Origin of the sequence: Paenibacillus gyeongsangnamensis, assembly GCF_027533625.1 — a bacterium.
Lineage (GTDB): Bacteria > Bacillota > Bacilli > Paenibacillales > NBRC-103111 > Paenibacillus_G > Paenibacillus_G gyeongsangnamensis.
Map to the genome: position 1 here is coordinate 239497 of NZ_JAQAGZ010000011.1, position 14561 is coordinate 254057.

19 protein-coding genes, 2 tRNA genes and 1 pseudogene are annotated in these 14561 nt (G+C 57.5%); 7 read left to right on the forward strand and 15 right to left on the reverse strand.

Annotation, left to right across the window (positions count from 1 at the left end; all coding sequences use genetic code 11):
• Positions 1-93: 93 nt before the first annotated feature.
• A complete protein-coding gene (locus tag O9H85_RS18445) occupies positions 94-288 on the reverse strand; it encodes a YqzE family protein (RefSeq protein ID WP_269882880.1) in 195 nt (64 codons plus the stop codon).
• Between the two features lie 81 nt (positions 289-369).
• Here O9H85_RS18445 and O9H85_RS18450 point away from each other — a divergent pair.
• A pseudogene (locus O9H85_RS18450) lies at positions 370-600 on the forward strand (DUF2992 family protein); the annotation flags it as partial.
• A 106-nt stretch (positions 601-706) separates the two neighbouring features.
• Here the strand turns inward: O9H85_RS18450 and argS are convergent.
• From argS to O9H85_RS18470, 4 genes are all read right to left on the reverse strand, one after another.
• A complete protein-coding gene (gene argS / locus O9H85_RS18455; RefSeq protein WP_269882881.1) occupies positions 707-2413 on the reverse strand; it encodes an arginine--tRNA ligase in 1707 nt (568 codons plus the stop codon).
• A gap of 382 nt (positions 2414-2795) precedes the next feature.
• Positions 2796-3287, reverse strand: a complete 492-nt coding sequence (locus O9H85_RS18460; protein WP_269882882.1) for a GNAT family N-acetyltransferase — start codon at positions 3285-3287, stop codon at positions 2796-2798.
• 230 nt (positions 3288-3517) lie between these two features.
• Positions 3518-3601: transfer RNA gene (locus O9H85_RS18465), tRNA-Leu, on the reverse strand.
• A gap of 33 nt (positions 3602-3634) precedes the next feature.
• Positions 3635-3718 (reverse strand) — tRNA-Leu (locus O9H85_RS18470).
• Positions 3719-3940: 222 nt separating this feature from the next.
• Here O9H85_RS18470 and O9H85_RS18475 point away from each other — a divergent pair.
• Positions 3941-4267: a hypothetical protein gene (locus O9H85_RS18475; protein ID WP_269882883.1), complete on the forward strand. Its 327-nt coding sequence runs from the start codon at positions 3941-3943 to the stop codon at positions 4265-4267.
• Between the two features lie 288 nt (positions 4268-4555).
• On the forward strand, positions 4556-4777 hold the full coding sequence (locus O9H85_RS18480; protein WP_269882884.1) for a hypothetical protein: 222 nt from the start codon (positions 4556-4558) through the stop codon (positions 4775-4777).
• Positions 4778-4780: 3 nt separating this feature from the next.
• Here O9H85_RS18480 and O9H85_RS18485 read toward each other — a convergent pair whose 3' ends face one another.
• The 5 genes from O9H85_RS18485 to O9H85_RS18505 form a co-directional block, all read right to left on the reverse strand.
• Positions 4781-4978, reverse strand: coding sequence for a hypothetical protein (locus O9H85_RS18485; RefSeq protein WP_269882885.1), 198 nt, complete (start codon positions 4976-4978; stop codon positions 4781-4783).
• Between the two features lie 56 nt (positions 4979-5034).
• Entirely contained in the window at positions 5035-5745 is a 711-nt protein-coding gene (locus O9H85_RS18490; protein ID WP_269882886.1) for an adenosylcobinamide amidohydrolase, read from the reverse strand.
• Positions 5746-5751: 6 nt separating this feature from the next.
• Complete coding sequence (locus tag O9H85_RS18495; RefSeq protein WP_269882887.1) at positions 5752-5979, reverse strand: hypothetical protein; 228 nt, start codon at positions 5977-5979, stop codon at positions 5752-5754.
• 316 nt (positions 5980-6295) lie between these two features.
• Complete coding sequence (locus O9H85_RS18500; RefSeq protein ID WP_269882888.1) at positions 6296-6619, reverse strand: hypothetical protein; 324 nt, start codon at positions 6617-6619, stop codon at positions 6296-6298.
• 131 nt (positions 6620-6750) lie between these two features.
• The gene (locus O9H85_RS18505; protein WP_269882889.1) at positions 6751-7320 is read right to left on the reverse strand and encodes a xanthine phosphoribosyltransferase; all 570 of its coding nucleotides are present in this window, start codon (positions 7318-7320) and stop codon (positions 6751-6753) included.
• 320 nt (positions 7321-7640) lie between these two features.
• Between O9H85_RS18505 and O9H85_RS18510 the strand changes: the two genes are divergently transcribed.
• A complete protein-coding gene (locus O9H85_RS18510) occupies positions 7641-8345 on the forward strand; it encodes a DUF4309 domain-containing protein (RefSeq protein ID WP_269882890.1) in 705 nt (234 codons plus the stop codon).
• Positions 8346-8618: 273 nt separating this feature from the next.
• On the opposite strand, the gene O9H85_RS18515 is transcribed toward O9H85_RS18510, so the two are convergent.
• On the reverse strand, positions 8619-9224 hold the full coding sequence (locus O9H85_RS18515; RefSeq protein WP_269882891.1) for a DedA family protein: 606 nt from the start codon (positions 9222-9224) through the stop codon (positions 8619-8621).
• A gap of 220 nt (positions 9225-9444) precedes the next feature.
• On the opposite strand from O9H85_RS18515, the gene O9H85_RS18520 reads away from it, so the two are divergent.
• Entirely contained in the window at positions 9445-10497 is a 1053-nt protein-coding gene (locus O9H85_RS18520) for a YkvI family membrane protein (protein WP_269882892.1), read from the forward strand.
• On the opposite strand, the gene O9H85_RS18525 is transcribed toward O9H85_RS18520, so the two are convergent.
• Both O9H85_RS18525 and O9H85_RS18530 read right to left on the reverse strand, forming a co-directional pair.
• Positions 10408-10932, reverse strand: a complete 525-nt coding sequence (locus O9H85_RS18525) for a hypothetical protein (protein ID WP_269882893.1) — start codon at positions 10930-10932, stop codon at positions 10408-10410. The two genes, O9H85_RS18520 and O9H85_RS18525, sit on opposite strands and share 90 nt — an antisense overlap.
• A complete protein-coding gene (locus O9H85_RS18530) occupies positions 10910-11188 on the reverse strand; it encodes a hypothetical protein (protein ID WP_269882894.1) in 279 nt (92 codons plus the stop codon). Before O9H85_RS18530 ends, O9H85_RS18525 begins: the two co-directional genes overlap by 23 nt.
• 91 nt (positions 11189-11279) lie before the next feature.
• Here O9H85_RS18530 and O9H85_RS18535 point away from each other — a divergent pair, with 91 nt between their 5' ends.
• Complete coding sequence (locus O9H85_RS18535) at positions 11280-12041, forward strand: SDR family NAD(P)-dependent oxidoreductase (RefSeq protein WP_269882895.1); 762 nt, start codon at positions 11280-11282, stop codon at positions 12039-12041.
• 116 nt (positions 12042-12157) lie between these two features.
• Positions 12158-13129, forward strand: coding sequence for an EamA family transporter (locus O9H85_RS18540; RefSeq protein WP_269882896.1), 972 nt, complete (start codon positions 12158-12160; stop codon positions 13127-13129).
• Positions 13130-13136: 7 nt separating this feature from the next.
• On the opposite strand, the gene O9H85_RS18545 is transcribed toward O9H85_RS18540, so the two are convergent.
• Both O9H85_RS18545 and O9H85_RS18550 read right to left on the reverse strand, forming a co-directional pair.
• Positions 13137-14156: an ATP-binding protein gene (locus tag O9H85_RS18545; protein WP_269882897.1), complete on the reverse strand. Its 1020-nt coding sequence runs from the start codon at positions 14154-14156 to the stop codon at positions 13137-13139.
• A gap of 7 nt (positions 14157-14163) precedes the next feature.
• Complete coding sequence (locus O9H85_RS18550; RefSeq protein ID WP_269882898.1) at positions 14164-14463, reverse strand: hypothetical protein; 300 nt, start codon at positions 14461-14463, stop codon at positions 14164-14166.
• Between the last annotated feature and the right edge of the window lie 98 nt (positions 14464-14561).

Below are 14561 nucleotides of genomic sequence, written 5' to 3' on the forward strand. Positions count from 1 at the left end.
TCCTCTTCCCTATATTGAAAAGCTTCCCCTCCTGATCGGCCGCTTGCCTATGGCACGGCCGCCAAGCGAGAAGCTTTTCTTTTTTTTGACCATTTACTTCCTGCGGAGCCAGCGGTCCCGCCACATCCGCAGGGCAAGCGGCACCATTCCGAACCAGCGGGTCTGCCACGGCTCCCTCATGATGCGCCGGTCCCGGCGTACCTGCTTACGCACAGCCTTCGGCGTTTCCATATATTCGACGACGCGTTCCGTTACATATTTAACCAGATCTTCTCCGCTCGCTGCCATACTTTTCCTCCTTGCCAATCGCTGTACCTCGCTTATTCAGTATGGTCATGAACCGCTTGCCGCAAACGTCATTCCGGAACCGGAGAAGTCCGTCGGCGCGAACGGGTAAACCCGAAGCGTCTAGCCCGGGAGGCGGTACGCGAGATGGAGCGCCGAGGCGTCTGCGCCTTCGCCCAGGAAGCGCTCAGGCTCGAGCTCGAGCAGCAGAAGGCTGCACGCAAGATCGTGTCGAAGGCGGAGCGCGAAGCGGAGAAAGTGCGAAAGCGCGAGCTTGCCGTTCGGAAGGCCAAAGCGAAACACCGCGGCAGGTAATCCGGCCGAAGCAGGACGATCGCTGCTTTGCTTGCATAGCAAACAACAAAGAACACCCGCAGCGCCGGAAATTCCGGCAGCTTGCGGGTGTTCTTGTTTGCCTGTATTAAATCTTCTCAGGGGCTTCCAAACCGATCAGCGCGAGACCGTTCTTCAGCGTAATCCGCACGCACTCGACCAAGGCGAGACGCGCGGCGCGGAGCTCGGCGTCATCCACCAGAATCGGGCATTCATGATAGAAACGGTTGAAGCTCTGCGCCAGATCCACCAAATAACGGCTTACAATGGAAGGCTCGAGTTTATGCATCGCCTGCTCGACCCGTTCCTTGAACAGGTAAAGCTCACGAACGACGCCCATGGCCTCACTGCCCGACAGATGCTTCGCGAGCGACGGCTCAAGCGCTGTTGCCGGAGCGCTATCGGCCTTGCGCAGCACGCTGCACGCCCGGGCGTGGGTATATTGCACGTACGGTCCGGTTTCGCCTTCGAAGTTGAGCGCCTCGTCCCAGGAGAATACGATATCCTTGATCCGGTTGTTGCTCAGATCGTTGAAAATGATGGCGCCTACGCCGACCTTGCGGGCCACCTCATCCTTGTTCTCCATGTTCGGATTCTTCTGTTCGATGATTTCGCGGGTTTTCTCGATTGCCTTCGTCAGCAGCTCTTCGAGGTTGATGACATTGCCTTTGCGTGTGGAGAGCTTGGCGCCTTCCAGGCTCACCTTGCCGAACGGCACATGTACGAGCCGATTCGCCCAGTCATAGCCCATCAGCTCAATCACCTTGAACCACTGCTTAAAGTGGAGGCTCTGGCCGGCATCGGTAATGTAGACGGCCTTCTCGAAATCATACGTATGTTTGCGGTACACCGCAGCCGTCACGTCGCGGGTGTGGTAGAGCGTTCCACCGTCCTTCTTAATCATCAGCGCAGGCGGCATGTCATACTCGTCGAGACGCACCAGCATGGCGCCCTCGTCTTCCTCCAGCAGGCTCTTCTCCTTCAGCTCGTCGACGATAGCGGCCATCTTGTCATTATAGAAGCTCTCGCCCGCGTAAGAATCGAACGTGACGCCGAGCAAATCGTACATCTTCTGAAATTCCTTGAGGGAAATGTCGACGAACCAACGCCATAGCTTGAGTGCTTCCTCATCCCCCTGCTCCAGCTTCACGAACCAGGCGCGCGCTTCGTCCTCCAGCTCCGGCTTCTCTTCCGCGACGTCATGGAACTTGATGTAGATCCTTTGGAGCTCGGAGATCCCGTCCGACTCCACGGCCTCCTGATTGCCCCACAGTTTGTAAGCGACGATCAGCTTGCCGAATTGCGTTCCCCAGTCCCCTAAATGGTTGATTCCGACGGATTTGTAGCCAAGAAATTCAAATATCTTGTACAGCGCATTGCCGATCACCGTCGAACGAAGATGCCCGATATGGAACGTCTTCGCGATATTCGGAGAGGAGAAGTCGAGCACGATCTTCCGGCCCTGACCGAGGTTCTGCGAGCCGTACCGGTCCTGCTTCTTCAGCACTTCGTTCAGCACGCCGGCCGCAAAGGAAGAAGGCTCCAGGAACACGTTGAAGTAGCCGGACACCGCTTCCACCCGCTGCACGGCCGGTTGTTCTCCCCATGCCGCCTTCAGCTCCTCGGCTATCGCTTGCGGCGCCTTGCGCAGCTGCTTGCTCAGCTTGAAGCAGGGAAGCGACAAGTCGCCCATCTGCGGATTCGGCGGATATTCGATCAGCTCCGCCACCGTCTCCGCCGTCAATCCCTCCAGCTTCCCTGCCAGTTGTTCAGCCAACCATTGTTTCACATTCATGACATAAGTACCCCTTTCGTCCTGCCGACGCCTCTATCGTTATCGTACCGGGAGCCGCGAGCCTGCAGCGGCCTTGTCCATCGACAGCACGAGTCTTCGCGCTGCCGTCGATGCAACAAAGCACCCCGCTTGCGGGGTGCCTGCATCCAAGCACGTCTTGTATTGCCAGCCTTTTCATAAGCTTCATTATATCGGCACCGCAAAATCGAGTCAAGCGCCGTCCTGCAAGGTTTTTCGGCTCTGAATCGTCCTTCAGTGCCAGGCTGGGCAAGCCGAACGCTTCTCACCGGCCGGCTCCGGACCCCAGGCAAGCTCCATAGCGTACGCATAAGTGAAGCGCAGTTTATCAACCGGCGCGTTCCCCTGATATTACCGGTTCCGTTTACAGCAGCTTCTGCATGATAATGACATCCAGCAAACGGTCGAATTTGTAGCCTACCTGCCGCATCGTGCCGACCATGTCGAAACCGTAGACGCGGTGCAAATGAATGCTGCTGTCGTTCCCTTCGGCAATGCGCGAAAGCACGGTATGAAGCCCCGCAGATTTGCCTTCCTCCAATATGCGGCCCAGCAGCCGCTTGCCAAGGCCAAGGCCTCGGTACTCCGCATGAATGTAAAGCGACAGCTCGGCGGTTCTTGCGTAAGCGAGTCTGTCGGAATACCGGTTCGCGGAAGCCCAACCGATCACCCGGCCCTCCCGTTCCGCCACGAGTATCGGATAAGCGTCTCCATGCTGTCCGTACCACTCGGTTTGCTGCTCCAGCGTCCGGGGGACCGTGTCGAACGTGGCGACGGTATTCAGAACCGCCTCGTTGTAAATATCCAGAATGCCGGGCAGATCACCCGTACCTGCTTTTCGAATAATAAGTTCCATTGCTAGCCTTCTCCTTCTCGTATGCGTCGAAATGATCGAACCGCGGATCAACGCATCGGTTTTTATGAATCCAGTATAAACGGCTACGCCGTCCTTGTCTTACAAGGACCAGCGCGTTTATCAAGGTTGATGCAAAGCTATAAGTCTTCGAAAACTTATAAATTCTTATCAACTAAAAAAGGTTTCGGCCCGCAGTTGCTGGCTGAAACCTTCCATATGTTGCTTTGGGATGCGGTCGAGAGGACTCGAACCTCCACGGCTGTTACACCACTAGAACCTGAATCTAGCGCGTCTGCCAATTCCGCCACGACCGCTTGGGTAAAACAAGAAAAAAATTGGGTTGGAAGTGCGGTCAAGAGGACTCGAACCTCCACGGTATTGCTACCACTAGAACCTGAATCTAGCGCGTCTGCCAATTCCGCCATGACCGCATATTCTTCATCTCTCAAGCCTTCGCTCGAGGGGACAAAATGTATCATAACATCGTTAGAATCGGATGTCAAATAATTTCTTCATATTTTTTTCAAAATGCTTTCACCCATCAAATTCGGACCCGGCCAACGAAGAATTGAAGTAAGAGCATCCGCGTTCCGCTTGCATGGAATACTCCCGCGGCGGCGCATACTAATGAAAAAATCGGAGGTCCTGGAAAGATGATAAAACGTCGGATAATCGCAGCTGCAGCTGTCGTCCTGATCGCGTCAGCTCTCTTGACCGGCTGCGGCGGCGCCAAGAAGGCCGCGGCTCCTGCAGTCAAACTTACGAAAGCGCAGTTTGACAAAGCGAACCTCGGCATGAACTACGACGAAGTCCAGAAAGCGGTTGGCGGCCCCGGCAACGTTACGACCGAGGAAGGAACGCCGGGCCAGCCGGGCTATACGCTCGTCGTGGAATATCCGGGAGTCAAGGAAGGCGGGCTCGCAAGGTTCACCTTCAAGAACGGGCAATTGATCAACAAAGGCGGAAGCGGCTTGGAATAATATGTACCGGGAAGAGACGGCAGCGCCAGAACTCTTCTTTTTTTATCCTGTCCATCTCCTCTCAACGGCAAATCAACCATATGACCGCCGCCCAGAATGGAAGCGTTAGCAGCACACCGTAGACGGTCCCTTTCAGAGCCGATCCCTGTTTTGTCATCCGACCGCACTCCTTTCCGCAGCATGAGGTGGAGTTTATTGTATGCGGCATACCGGTTTTTGATGACGAATTGCGGCTCCGACATCTTTTCCAGAGTCAGATCATATACTGGGACAAGGAGGAGATCGCTCATGGTGCTGCTGCAAATCGCCGGCGGAATCGTGTTTGCCCTATTGCTCTGGAGCCTGCTGAAGCTGACGTTCAAAGCGCTCTTATGGGGCCTCGGATTTACGCTGCTCGTCAGCGCCGTTTTCCCGGGGCTGCTCATCCTGCTGGGCGGCTTTGTCTTCGTTCTCGTCAGCCTGCTGGCTACCTTCGGATTGCTTGTGCTGATCTCCCTGTTCCGGAGCTGACCTTTAGCCTTCCCGGTAAGCTTGCAGGGCGCGGCGGGACCAGGCTACGAGAGCTTCGGACGATTCCTGGAGGGGCGCATCGAACAGATGCGTCTCCGCTTGTCCAGCCGCGCTCAACATAATTATTTCCCCGCTCATCCCTGATGCCTCCGAACGGATCCGAAGCACATAATTCGGTTCCAATGGAATGATGGAATGCATGCGTTGTATTCTCCTTAAGAGCATTTTCTTAACAGATTACCCCAAAAGCTCCCCCCTTAATCGCCTTCCTTGGAACCGGTCCGATCCAAATACCGCCTTCCCGACTGCAGCACCGTGTCGAATACGGTTCGCCCGATGGCGTAGCCGAGCCTTGTCGCCGTGCCCGCATAACGAAATGCGGCGCCTCTTCCCGTCGCGGCGACAAGCACCGCATCCGTCGTCGTACCGGTCGCGGTCTGACCGGAGTCCGTCAGCCGCACTCCCAGCTCCTGCAGGGCGGCGGCTTTCGCTTCGGTAGCGGTGATGACCGCATTCACGAAGGCGGCATCCATCAGGCTTCCGTCCACAACGACAATGATATTGATAGTCCCCGGGTACAGCGGGGACCCGGCCGGCCGGACTCCGGCCCGCGCCTTGTTTCCGAGCCCCGCCGTACTCCAGGTGCAGACCAGCGTTTCTTCGTCCACCCGCCATTCTGCTGCCGCCCGGTCCCGTAAATCCGCAGCCGTGAGCAGCGCCGCCGTATGCTCGGGTTTCAGGCCGGACTCCTCCATAAACCGGTGCATTTCTTGAAGCGGATCATCGCAGTGATACGACTTGTCCACCTGCCGGTTCATGAGCTGAAGATGGCTTCCGAAGCCCTCCCCCCACATCGAGGAATTCAGCGTTCGCATAGGCCGCTCATTCTGCACCAAATAGTAGCTTTGGGAACCGTGGTCCGCGTAGCCGAAGCGCAGTCCTTCAATTGCAGTAGCCGTCCATTCCATCCCGGCCTACTCGTTTTCCAGCGGCCACAGCTCCGCTCGCGGTTCGCTGAAGGGCTGATAGCAATAGCTCCTGTCCAGCGTGACCACCCGCCGGTTCGGCTTGCGGATCAGTACCGAGCGGTCGTCCCAGGCGACGACGAAGCCCTTCACGTCATTGGCGCGGTCCGCGTCCCGGATCACCCGCAGCAGCGTTCCGTCTTGGCGGTACCGATCCAGCTGTTCTTCTGTAATCATCTATGTTCCAGCCTCCTGCCGGCTTATTTTAGATATTATGGTACACCATATGAGGGATACAATAAACAAATGCGCCGCGACCAAGGAAGGTTCAGGAATCGCAACATTCCTTATCGGAGCCATTCCGCGTCAAGAGCGAACCTACACTCGTGCGCAGCCAGGATAAACGGCTACGCCGTCCTTGTCTTACAAGGACCAGCGCGTTTACCAAGGTTGATGCGAAGCAATAAGCTACGAAAACTTATACATTCTTATCAACCAAAAAAAAACCTGCACCCGCCCGAAGGGACAGGTACAGGTTTGTTATTCTTCAAGATTAACCGACATGTTCGCGGGAATCGTTCGTTTCAAACCAATAGTCAAGCACTTTACTGGACATGACCCGTTTACTGATATAATCGATCTGCTGCTGGGAGAATTGAGGTTCCCAAGCGATATCCAGCTCCTTGCAAAGCTTCACCACGGTCAAGAGCTCCGACCATGCAACATATCTTTTGTACCAGAAAAATTGAGGGTGCTCGATCATATAAGGATACAGATCATCGAAATCCGTATGTTTACAATCAAGGGCGCGCTCAAAGTGAACCTTAGCCTCATTTAATTTCGTTGTAAAAAAATCCACCGGTATCTCTTTCCCCATGCAAGATGCACCTCCCTCAAGTCATTCGCGGAAAACGGCTGCACGTCTGTACGTTATCGCTTATGTCCATTATAAAGGAAAATGCTTTCGGAGGGAAGGCTTTTGACGAGAGAGCCGCCCGGCATTTCCTGTTATTCAAATTCGATCCGACCTCCGGAGAGCGAAGCGATCTTCACCAGCGACTCCACGCGGATCCCGGATTCCCGGATCGTACGGCCGCCGGCCTGAAACGATTTCTCCACCGCGATGCCGAGACCCAGCAGGACGGCGCCGGAGCGGCGGATAATGCGGATGAGGCCGCGGGCCGCGTCCCCGTTCGCAATGAAATCGTCGATCAGCACGACACGGTCGTTCTCGCTCAGAAATTCCTTGGACACCATAATATCGGTCACGATCCCCTTCGTAAAGGAAGGCACGCGCTCGCAGAACGTCTCCGTATCGGTGTTGAGCGTCTTCTTCCGGCGGGCGAATACTAGAGGAACCCCCAGCTCCTGCGCTGCGGCAAAAGCGATCGGGATGCCTGACGATTCGATCGTTAAGATTTTGGTGACCTGCTCCTCGCGGTACAGCCTTGCAAATTCCCGGCCCATGGCCGTCGTCAGCACCGGATCCACCGCGTGATTCAAGATCGCGTCCAGCTTAATCACCTCGTCCGAGACGATGACGCCGACTTCTCTGATTCTGTCTTTCAATAACTCCATACGTTCGAGCCTCCGCTTCCGAATCCTTTTTCGTAAACTTATCATAACGGCGAAGTAGGTTTCAAGTACCATCTTTTGCAGTATTGTTAAAGTTTCCGCAACCTTCTGCTTGCAAAACCGTCTATAAGGGTAGATAAGGTTAAAGTGGAAAAAAATAAGGCAGCGCGGAATAAACACAGCCAAATGAAAATAACAACGAGCAATTTTCATACATTTCGACCGGATTTGCCCTAATTTGGCCTTTGAGAACGAAGCCGGGACGGAGTATGATTAGTAAGGTTGCCACAGAGCATTTTAGATAAGGAAAGGAAGCTTTCGGGATGAGAACAAAAAAGGCGTTCATCGGATTCTTGTCCGCTGCTATCTTAATGATATTCGCTGCCGGCTGCCAGAGCAAGCCAGCAGCTCAGACTGATCTACATAAGGAACCGGTGCAGGAGCCGGCCGTCACTATATTGACACAGGCGCCGGAGATGCCGAAGGAAACGGTGCTCGACCCTTCCGTTCCGGCTCCCGCCGTCCCTCAAACGGCCGATAACAACAAGCTGGCTACGGCAAGCTCCGACTCGAAGAACGCAAGTCCGGAGGATGGAAGCGGCAAGTCCGTTCAGAATAAACCGAAGATCGATATCAAATCGCCGTATACGGAGGCGAAGCCGACCCTCCTCGGTCTTTCGCTTAAGACCGATGCCGCAGAGATCAGAAGCAAATTCGGCAAACCGAAGGACCAATTCACGATGGATGAAGATGCGGATCCGCTGACGGTTTACGATTACGGCGACTTTCTCGTCGGCTTTAACACCAAGAATCAACTGCAGTTCATTGATGTCCGCAGTCCCGACCTCGACCCGGGTCTCGGCGGTCTGAAGCTCGGCGATCCGGCCGGCGAAGTATCGAAGGCGCTCGGCAAGCCGGACAGCAACACGACCCTCGTGATGACTTATAAAGCATCTGGCGCCGTTCTTAAGCTGGATATCGACCCGAAAACGCAGAAGGTCAATTCAATCAAATTGTTCGCGGAGTAACGGCTGCGCGAACGGTAATCACGTTCGTCCCAACGGGACGGGCGTGATTTTTTTTTGAGTTGATAAGAATTTATAAGTTTTTCGCGGGCTTATAGCTTCGCATCAACCTTGATAAACGCGCTGGTCCTTGTAAGACAAGGATGGCGTAGCCGTTTATCCTGGACGAGTACCAGCGCCCCTCCAAGCCGAAAAAGGCTTACCCGGTCCATTATAATAAGTACAAGGAACCGGATAAGCCTCGAGCTTGAGCCCCGATCGTTATTCAGTCAGCGTTTACACCAGCGGGCGTTTCCGAAAACGCCAATATAAATAAATCAGAATAAGAACAACAACCGCAATAATCGTCAGGCTGATGCCCATATAATGGTGGACCGCCTGCATGATTGCAGGTGCGTTGGCTCCGATCACATGACCGAGCGTCAAGAAGGTCGCGCACCATACCAGCCCCCCCGTCCCGGCATACAGCAGGTACCGCCACAGCTTGACGTTGCTGACACCCGATAAATAGCAAGTGAAATGGCGAACGCCCGGGACATAGTAGCCGAATACGACCGCCCACAGCCCGTATTTATGAAACCAGCGCTCCGCTACGCTGAGCCGGTCCGGCGTAAGCTTGACCCACTTGCCGAACTTGTATAAGAAGGGCTTGCCAACCGTGTGTCCCAGGAAATAACTGACCAGCATCCCCGTCATGGCGCCGGCGAAGCTCACAATCAAGGAGGTGCTGTAAGTCAGCAGCGGATCCAATCCTGCAGTTAGCGAGCCGACTGTCGTCATTAGAATTTCGTCCGGCACGGGGAGGCCCACGATGCCAAGCGCCAGCAAACCGTATAAGGCGATATAACCGTATTGATCAATTAATTGCACAAGCTGTTCCACCGAGCCACACTCCAAGAAGAATTTTGCGACCAAGATAACCGGCTTCGCGGCCCTTGCCGCCGGACAGCGCGTTTATCCCAATTGATGCGATGCGATAAAAAAGCGGGCAAGTCTCCTACATTGTAACAGAAACCGCTTGAATTCCCAAGTTGGAGTCATGAGGCTTGGCCGTATTTCATAGGCATAAGTATACAAGCTTTGGAGGGGGAAGCGGATTCCGATGAAAAGATGGGGAAGCATCGCGCAGGTCAGCTTCACCTATGTAGGAACGGTTGTCGGCGCGGGGTTCGCCACCGGTCAAGAAATTTTGCAATTTTTCACCCGATACGGATGGATGGCTACACTCACGATCGGCATCGCCAGCGCCCTCTTCGTCCTCTTGGGCATTAAGCTGATGCTTCTCGCTCAGGAGGCGGGCGCCAAATCTTACGAGGATCTCAACGCGCTGCTCTTCGGCCGGAACGTCGGCAAGTGGGTGAGCCTGTTTACGATGATTACCCTCTTCGGCGTCACGACGGTCATGCTGGCAGGCACGGGCTCGGTGTTCTCGGAACAGCTGCACCTGCCGGCTCAGAGCGGCCTCTTGTTCACGCTGCTGCTCTCTTACGTGCTGCTAATCAAAGGAATGGACGCCATCATGGCCGTCAATTCGATCGTCGTCCCGTTAATGGTCTTCTTTAGCTTCTTGGCCGTCTGGCAATCAATAGGCGCGCCGGGGGCGACGAACTGGCTCGTACTGGAATCCGGTTACAGCATCCAACGCATTTGGTTTGCGCCCTTCCTCTATGCCGCCTTCAACCTGGCAATGGCGCAAGCCGTGCTCGTGCCGCTGGCCGTCAGAATCGGTGAACGGGGCGTGCTGGTTTGGGGAGGGATTTGCGGCGGTGTCGGCATCGGACTGATGCTGCTGGCGGGGCATTTTGCCTTGTCGGCCCATATGCCGGGCATTGCAAATTTCGATATTCCGATGGGACAGCTCTTAAAAGGAATGAGCTTCGGTGTGCAACTGCTGTTCATTCTGGTCATTTACGGCGAAATCTTCACAACGTTTCTGGCCGATATTTACGGTCTGACGCTTCAGCTTGAACAGCGCACGAAGCTTCCCTACCATATCCTTATCCCGATCGTGCTGCTGCTGAGCTACGCTGTCAGTCAGATCGGCTTCAAGACGCTGATCTCGTTCTTATATCCCTTGTTCGGGATGCTCAGCATGGCCTGGATGGTCATGATGGTCTGGCGTCAGGACCGGCCGGCCCCGCCGAACCAGAGCTAACGTTACGGCCAGCCTCACAAACTGCATCAGCATCCCCGCCGCCGTAAATACAAAGCCGCAGAGCAAATACGGATAATGATATGGCGGGTACAGCTCCGCGTCCCGGAGGACCGCGATCAGATCGGTAAACAGCAGCATGCCGCCGATGGCGAACAGAACGATCAAAGCGTAATCGAACACTGTCCAGCGAAGCAGATACGGAGCCGCCTCCATCCAATACGGGGGCTCCTTCGCTGCGGCCAATCCGCTGACCGCCCCTGGCGCCGGGTTACTCCCTCTGCGGGAATAGAGCGTCCACGCCAGCAGTACCGCCGAGCCGGTAACGGCAAGTCCGATGATCCCGCCCAGAACGGCAAACAACATCAGCATTCGATCCATCCCTTCCCAGATGAGTTTAACTTCAATGGACGGCTTATGCCCATCGGGCCAGCTCATACACCATCCAGAGGAACATGGCGAACAGCAGCGCCGGAAGCACTGCCGCCGCCATCAGAACAAACCGTCCTTCCCCTAAGGGGACGGTCTTCCATACGGCGCTCCGGTTGATCCGCTCCCAGGGGGAGATCGTTTTCGGCGGCTCGGACGGCCCCCCGCTCTCGAGAGGCTCAAGGGGATCGTGCGGGATCATACGGCCGCGCTTCCAGCCAATTCGGTATGTAATTTCACGAGGAACCCGCGAATTCGGATCCATAGACGAAGTCCTCCGGCACTTGTGTTACTATAATACTATTCGATATACTCAAAAAAAAGCAATGGCCTATTCAGGCGGGGAGATGAATCTCATGCGCAAAGTGGCTGCTGTTACAGGCGGAGCGCAAGGCATCGGCAGAGCGGTCTCGCTGCATTTCGCAAGAGCGGGATACGAAATCGCCGCGGCCGATACCGATAAAGAAGCAGGCTCCGAGCTCGTGCAGGATATCCGCCGTTCCGGCGGAAAAGCGATGTTCGTCCACACCGATGTGGGACGGGAGGAAGATGTGGTCCGCTTTTTCAAGCTGATCGAGGAAGAGCTCGGGCGAGTGGATGTCCTCGTCAATAATGCCGGGATCGGCCGCGGCTGCTCCATGCTCGATCTGCCCTTGGCCCGATTCGACGAGGTGCTGGGCGTCAATCTCCGCGGATCCTTCGCCTGCTCTCAGCTGGCGGCCCGGCTCATGAAGCGCCAAGGCACCGGCTCGATCATCAACATGTCCTCCACCCGGGCGCTCATGTCGGAGCCGGATACGGAAGCCTATTCCGCCTCCAAAGGCGGCCTGCTCGCCCTGACCCACGCGATGGCGGTCAGTCTCGGCCCCTTCGGCATTCGCGTGAACGCCGTTAGTCCGGGATGGATCGAAACGCGGGACTGGCAGAAAACTTCGAAGCGCGAAACGCCGGTACATTCCGAAAGAGACCGGCTCCAGCATCCGGTGGGACGCGTCGGAACGCCTGACGATATCGCCGCGGCTTGCCTGTATTTAAGCTCGGAGCAGGCCGGATTTATTACCGGGCAGAACTTCGTCATCGACGGAGGCATGACTGTCAAGATGATTTATGAGGAATAACGACTTCCAGCCATGCAAGCAAGCGAAGGCCTCAGCTTGCCGGGAAAAGGCCGGTTCAATCTGACAGCGGAAGCTGCCACTATTTTTGGGATATCGTAAGACGGGAGAATGATCTCATGTGGTTCGTATTTGCAGCCGCCTCGGCTTTGTGCTTCGGGCTGAGGGGCATTTTGTACCAATGGACGTCCAGGCGGCCGATTAATCGCAATCTGCTGCTGTTCGGCGTTTATTTATCCGGTACGCTCATCGCGCTCGCGGTAAACGCCGCTTATCGCCAGCCCTGGACCGGGGCCGTCTGGATCGGAGCGCTCATGGGATTGTTCTCGTTCATCGCCAACGCCTCGATGTATAAAGGCTACAGCGTAGGCAAAACCTCGCTCATCGCGATGTTCACCGCCCTGCCTCCAGTCGTCGTTGTCCTGTTGGCGTTCGGATTATGGGGGGAAAAGCTGAACGGTTGGCAGACCGCCGCTTTTCTCGTCATTCTTGCCGGGCTGATGCTGATCCGCTATTCGAATGACTTGTCGCTAAAGAACCTGCAGGGAGCGGGATGGGGCGTGCTGACCATGCTCTTCTTCGGTCTGACGGACCTGACGAGCAAGGCCGCTACGCTGTCCGGCGCAGCGAATCTGCCGACGCTCATTGTAATGTACGGCGCAGGGACGGCGCTGTTCGGCGCCTCCTGGGGAATGGGGCAGGTGCGGGAGCGCCGGACCCGTGCCTTGCTGACGGCGTCCTCGAGGGAAACAGCCGCAGCCGCTGAGACAAGGCGGCAAGGCGGATCCGGGGACGGGAACGGAGCAAGTCAGCGCGGCGGCATCGAGATAGAACGGGTGTTTTGGACGCCGAAGCGAACGCTGCTCTGGGGGATGGCGGTCGGCATCTCGAACGTATGCGGCATGATGCTGGTGCTGCCGGCCTTTAAGCTTGGCATGACGGGCCTTGTCTCGGTCGTCATCGCAAGCAATGTGGTGATCGTTCTCCTCTACGCGCGGCTAGTGCTGAAAGAAAAATTCAGCCGCCTCGAAACGGGCGGCCTCTTGCTTGCGCTCCTCGGGATTGTCGTCATCCGTCTGGCGGCGCTGTAACGCTTATTCAGATGCGGATCACGGCGTCGCCGGAAAATTGACGGATGAACGCGTCCCGCACATGGTGATGACAAGTAAAGAGGAGAAGCTGATGCCTTTTCGCTATCGCAGCAAGCAGCGACATGCCGTGCGCCAGCCGTTCATCGTCGAAATTGACGAACAGGTCGTCGATCATGAGCGGCATCCGGATGCCCGACGCCGCCACTTCATCGACGAGCGCGAAGCGGATGCACAGATACATTTGCTCGGCGGTCCCGCGGCTGAGCTGCGCCGGCTCAACCCATTCCCCCGTGCTCCGCTCGGCCAGGACGCGCTGCTCCCCGAGCGGAGCGACGATCCGCTTGAACCGGCCTGCCGTCATCTCTTCAAAATAGTCCGAAGCCCTCCGCATCACGGAGGGTTGTTTGTCCTGCTCGTAAAGCCGCTTCGTCCGGGCCAGCAGCGTGCCGCTCAGCGACAGCACCGCCCACCGCTTCACCAGCGTCATCAGCTCCGCTTTGCGTTCCTGCACCCGCTGAAGCTTCTCCGCGTGGTCGCCGCCTTCCTCGATCCGCTCGATCTCGAGCCGGACCCGGCTTCGCTGCTCGCGGCAGGCTTCCATTCGTTCCAGCAGCTCCGCTTCGCTTCGTTCCAGATCGTCCAGCCGCTGCTGGAAAGAGGCTTCGCTGCCGCCTTGGAGCGCTTCATCCAGCTGCTCCGCGGAAAGCTCGCCGACCCAGGCTTCCACGGCGAGCTCCTCTTGCCGCAGCTCGGCGAGCAGCTCCTTCCGCCGCAGCGCCTGCCGATGGAGCCGCCGCAGCGTCTCCTCGCCGTCCGCGCCCGCTTCGCGCAGCAGCTCCGCCGCCCGCGCCTCCGCTTGCCGGAGCTGCTGCGCGGCCAGGGCCGCCTGCCGCTCCAGCTCCGCCCGGCGCCCGGCGTCCAGCTCGCGCTGCCGCTCCCGGGCCAGCTGCGCGTCGCGCGCCGCCTGCCACGCCTTCAGCGCGGGACCCGGCCGGTGCGCGGCGGCGCTGCCGAGGCGCTGCGCCACGGCGGCCTCATACGCCGCCGCCGTCCGCTCCAGCGCCTCGCGCTTTGCCCGCTGGCGGCGGCGCCGCTCGAGCTGGCCAAGCGCCTGCTCCGCAACCTGCAGCAGCTCCAACGCCGCGTCCGGGCTCGCCGCCGCGGGCAGCGCCAGCTCGCGCAGCCAGCCGCGCCAGCGCTGCTGCAGCGCTTCGCCGGCGGCGGCGTGCACCCTGCGCTGCGCAGCCAGCGCCTGCAGCCGCCGCAGCGCCGCAGCTCGGCCCGCGTGCTGCGCCTGCGCCGCCAGCAGCTGCGGCTCGAGCGCGTCGAGCCACGGCTCGGCGCGCTCCGGCGCCGGCGGCGCAGCCGGCTCCGCGGCGGCCGCAGCCTCGGCGCTGCCGAGGCGCGCCAGCGGTGCCAGCGCGGCCGCAAG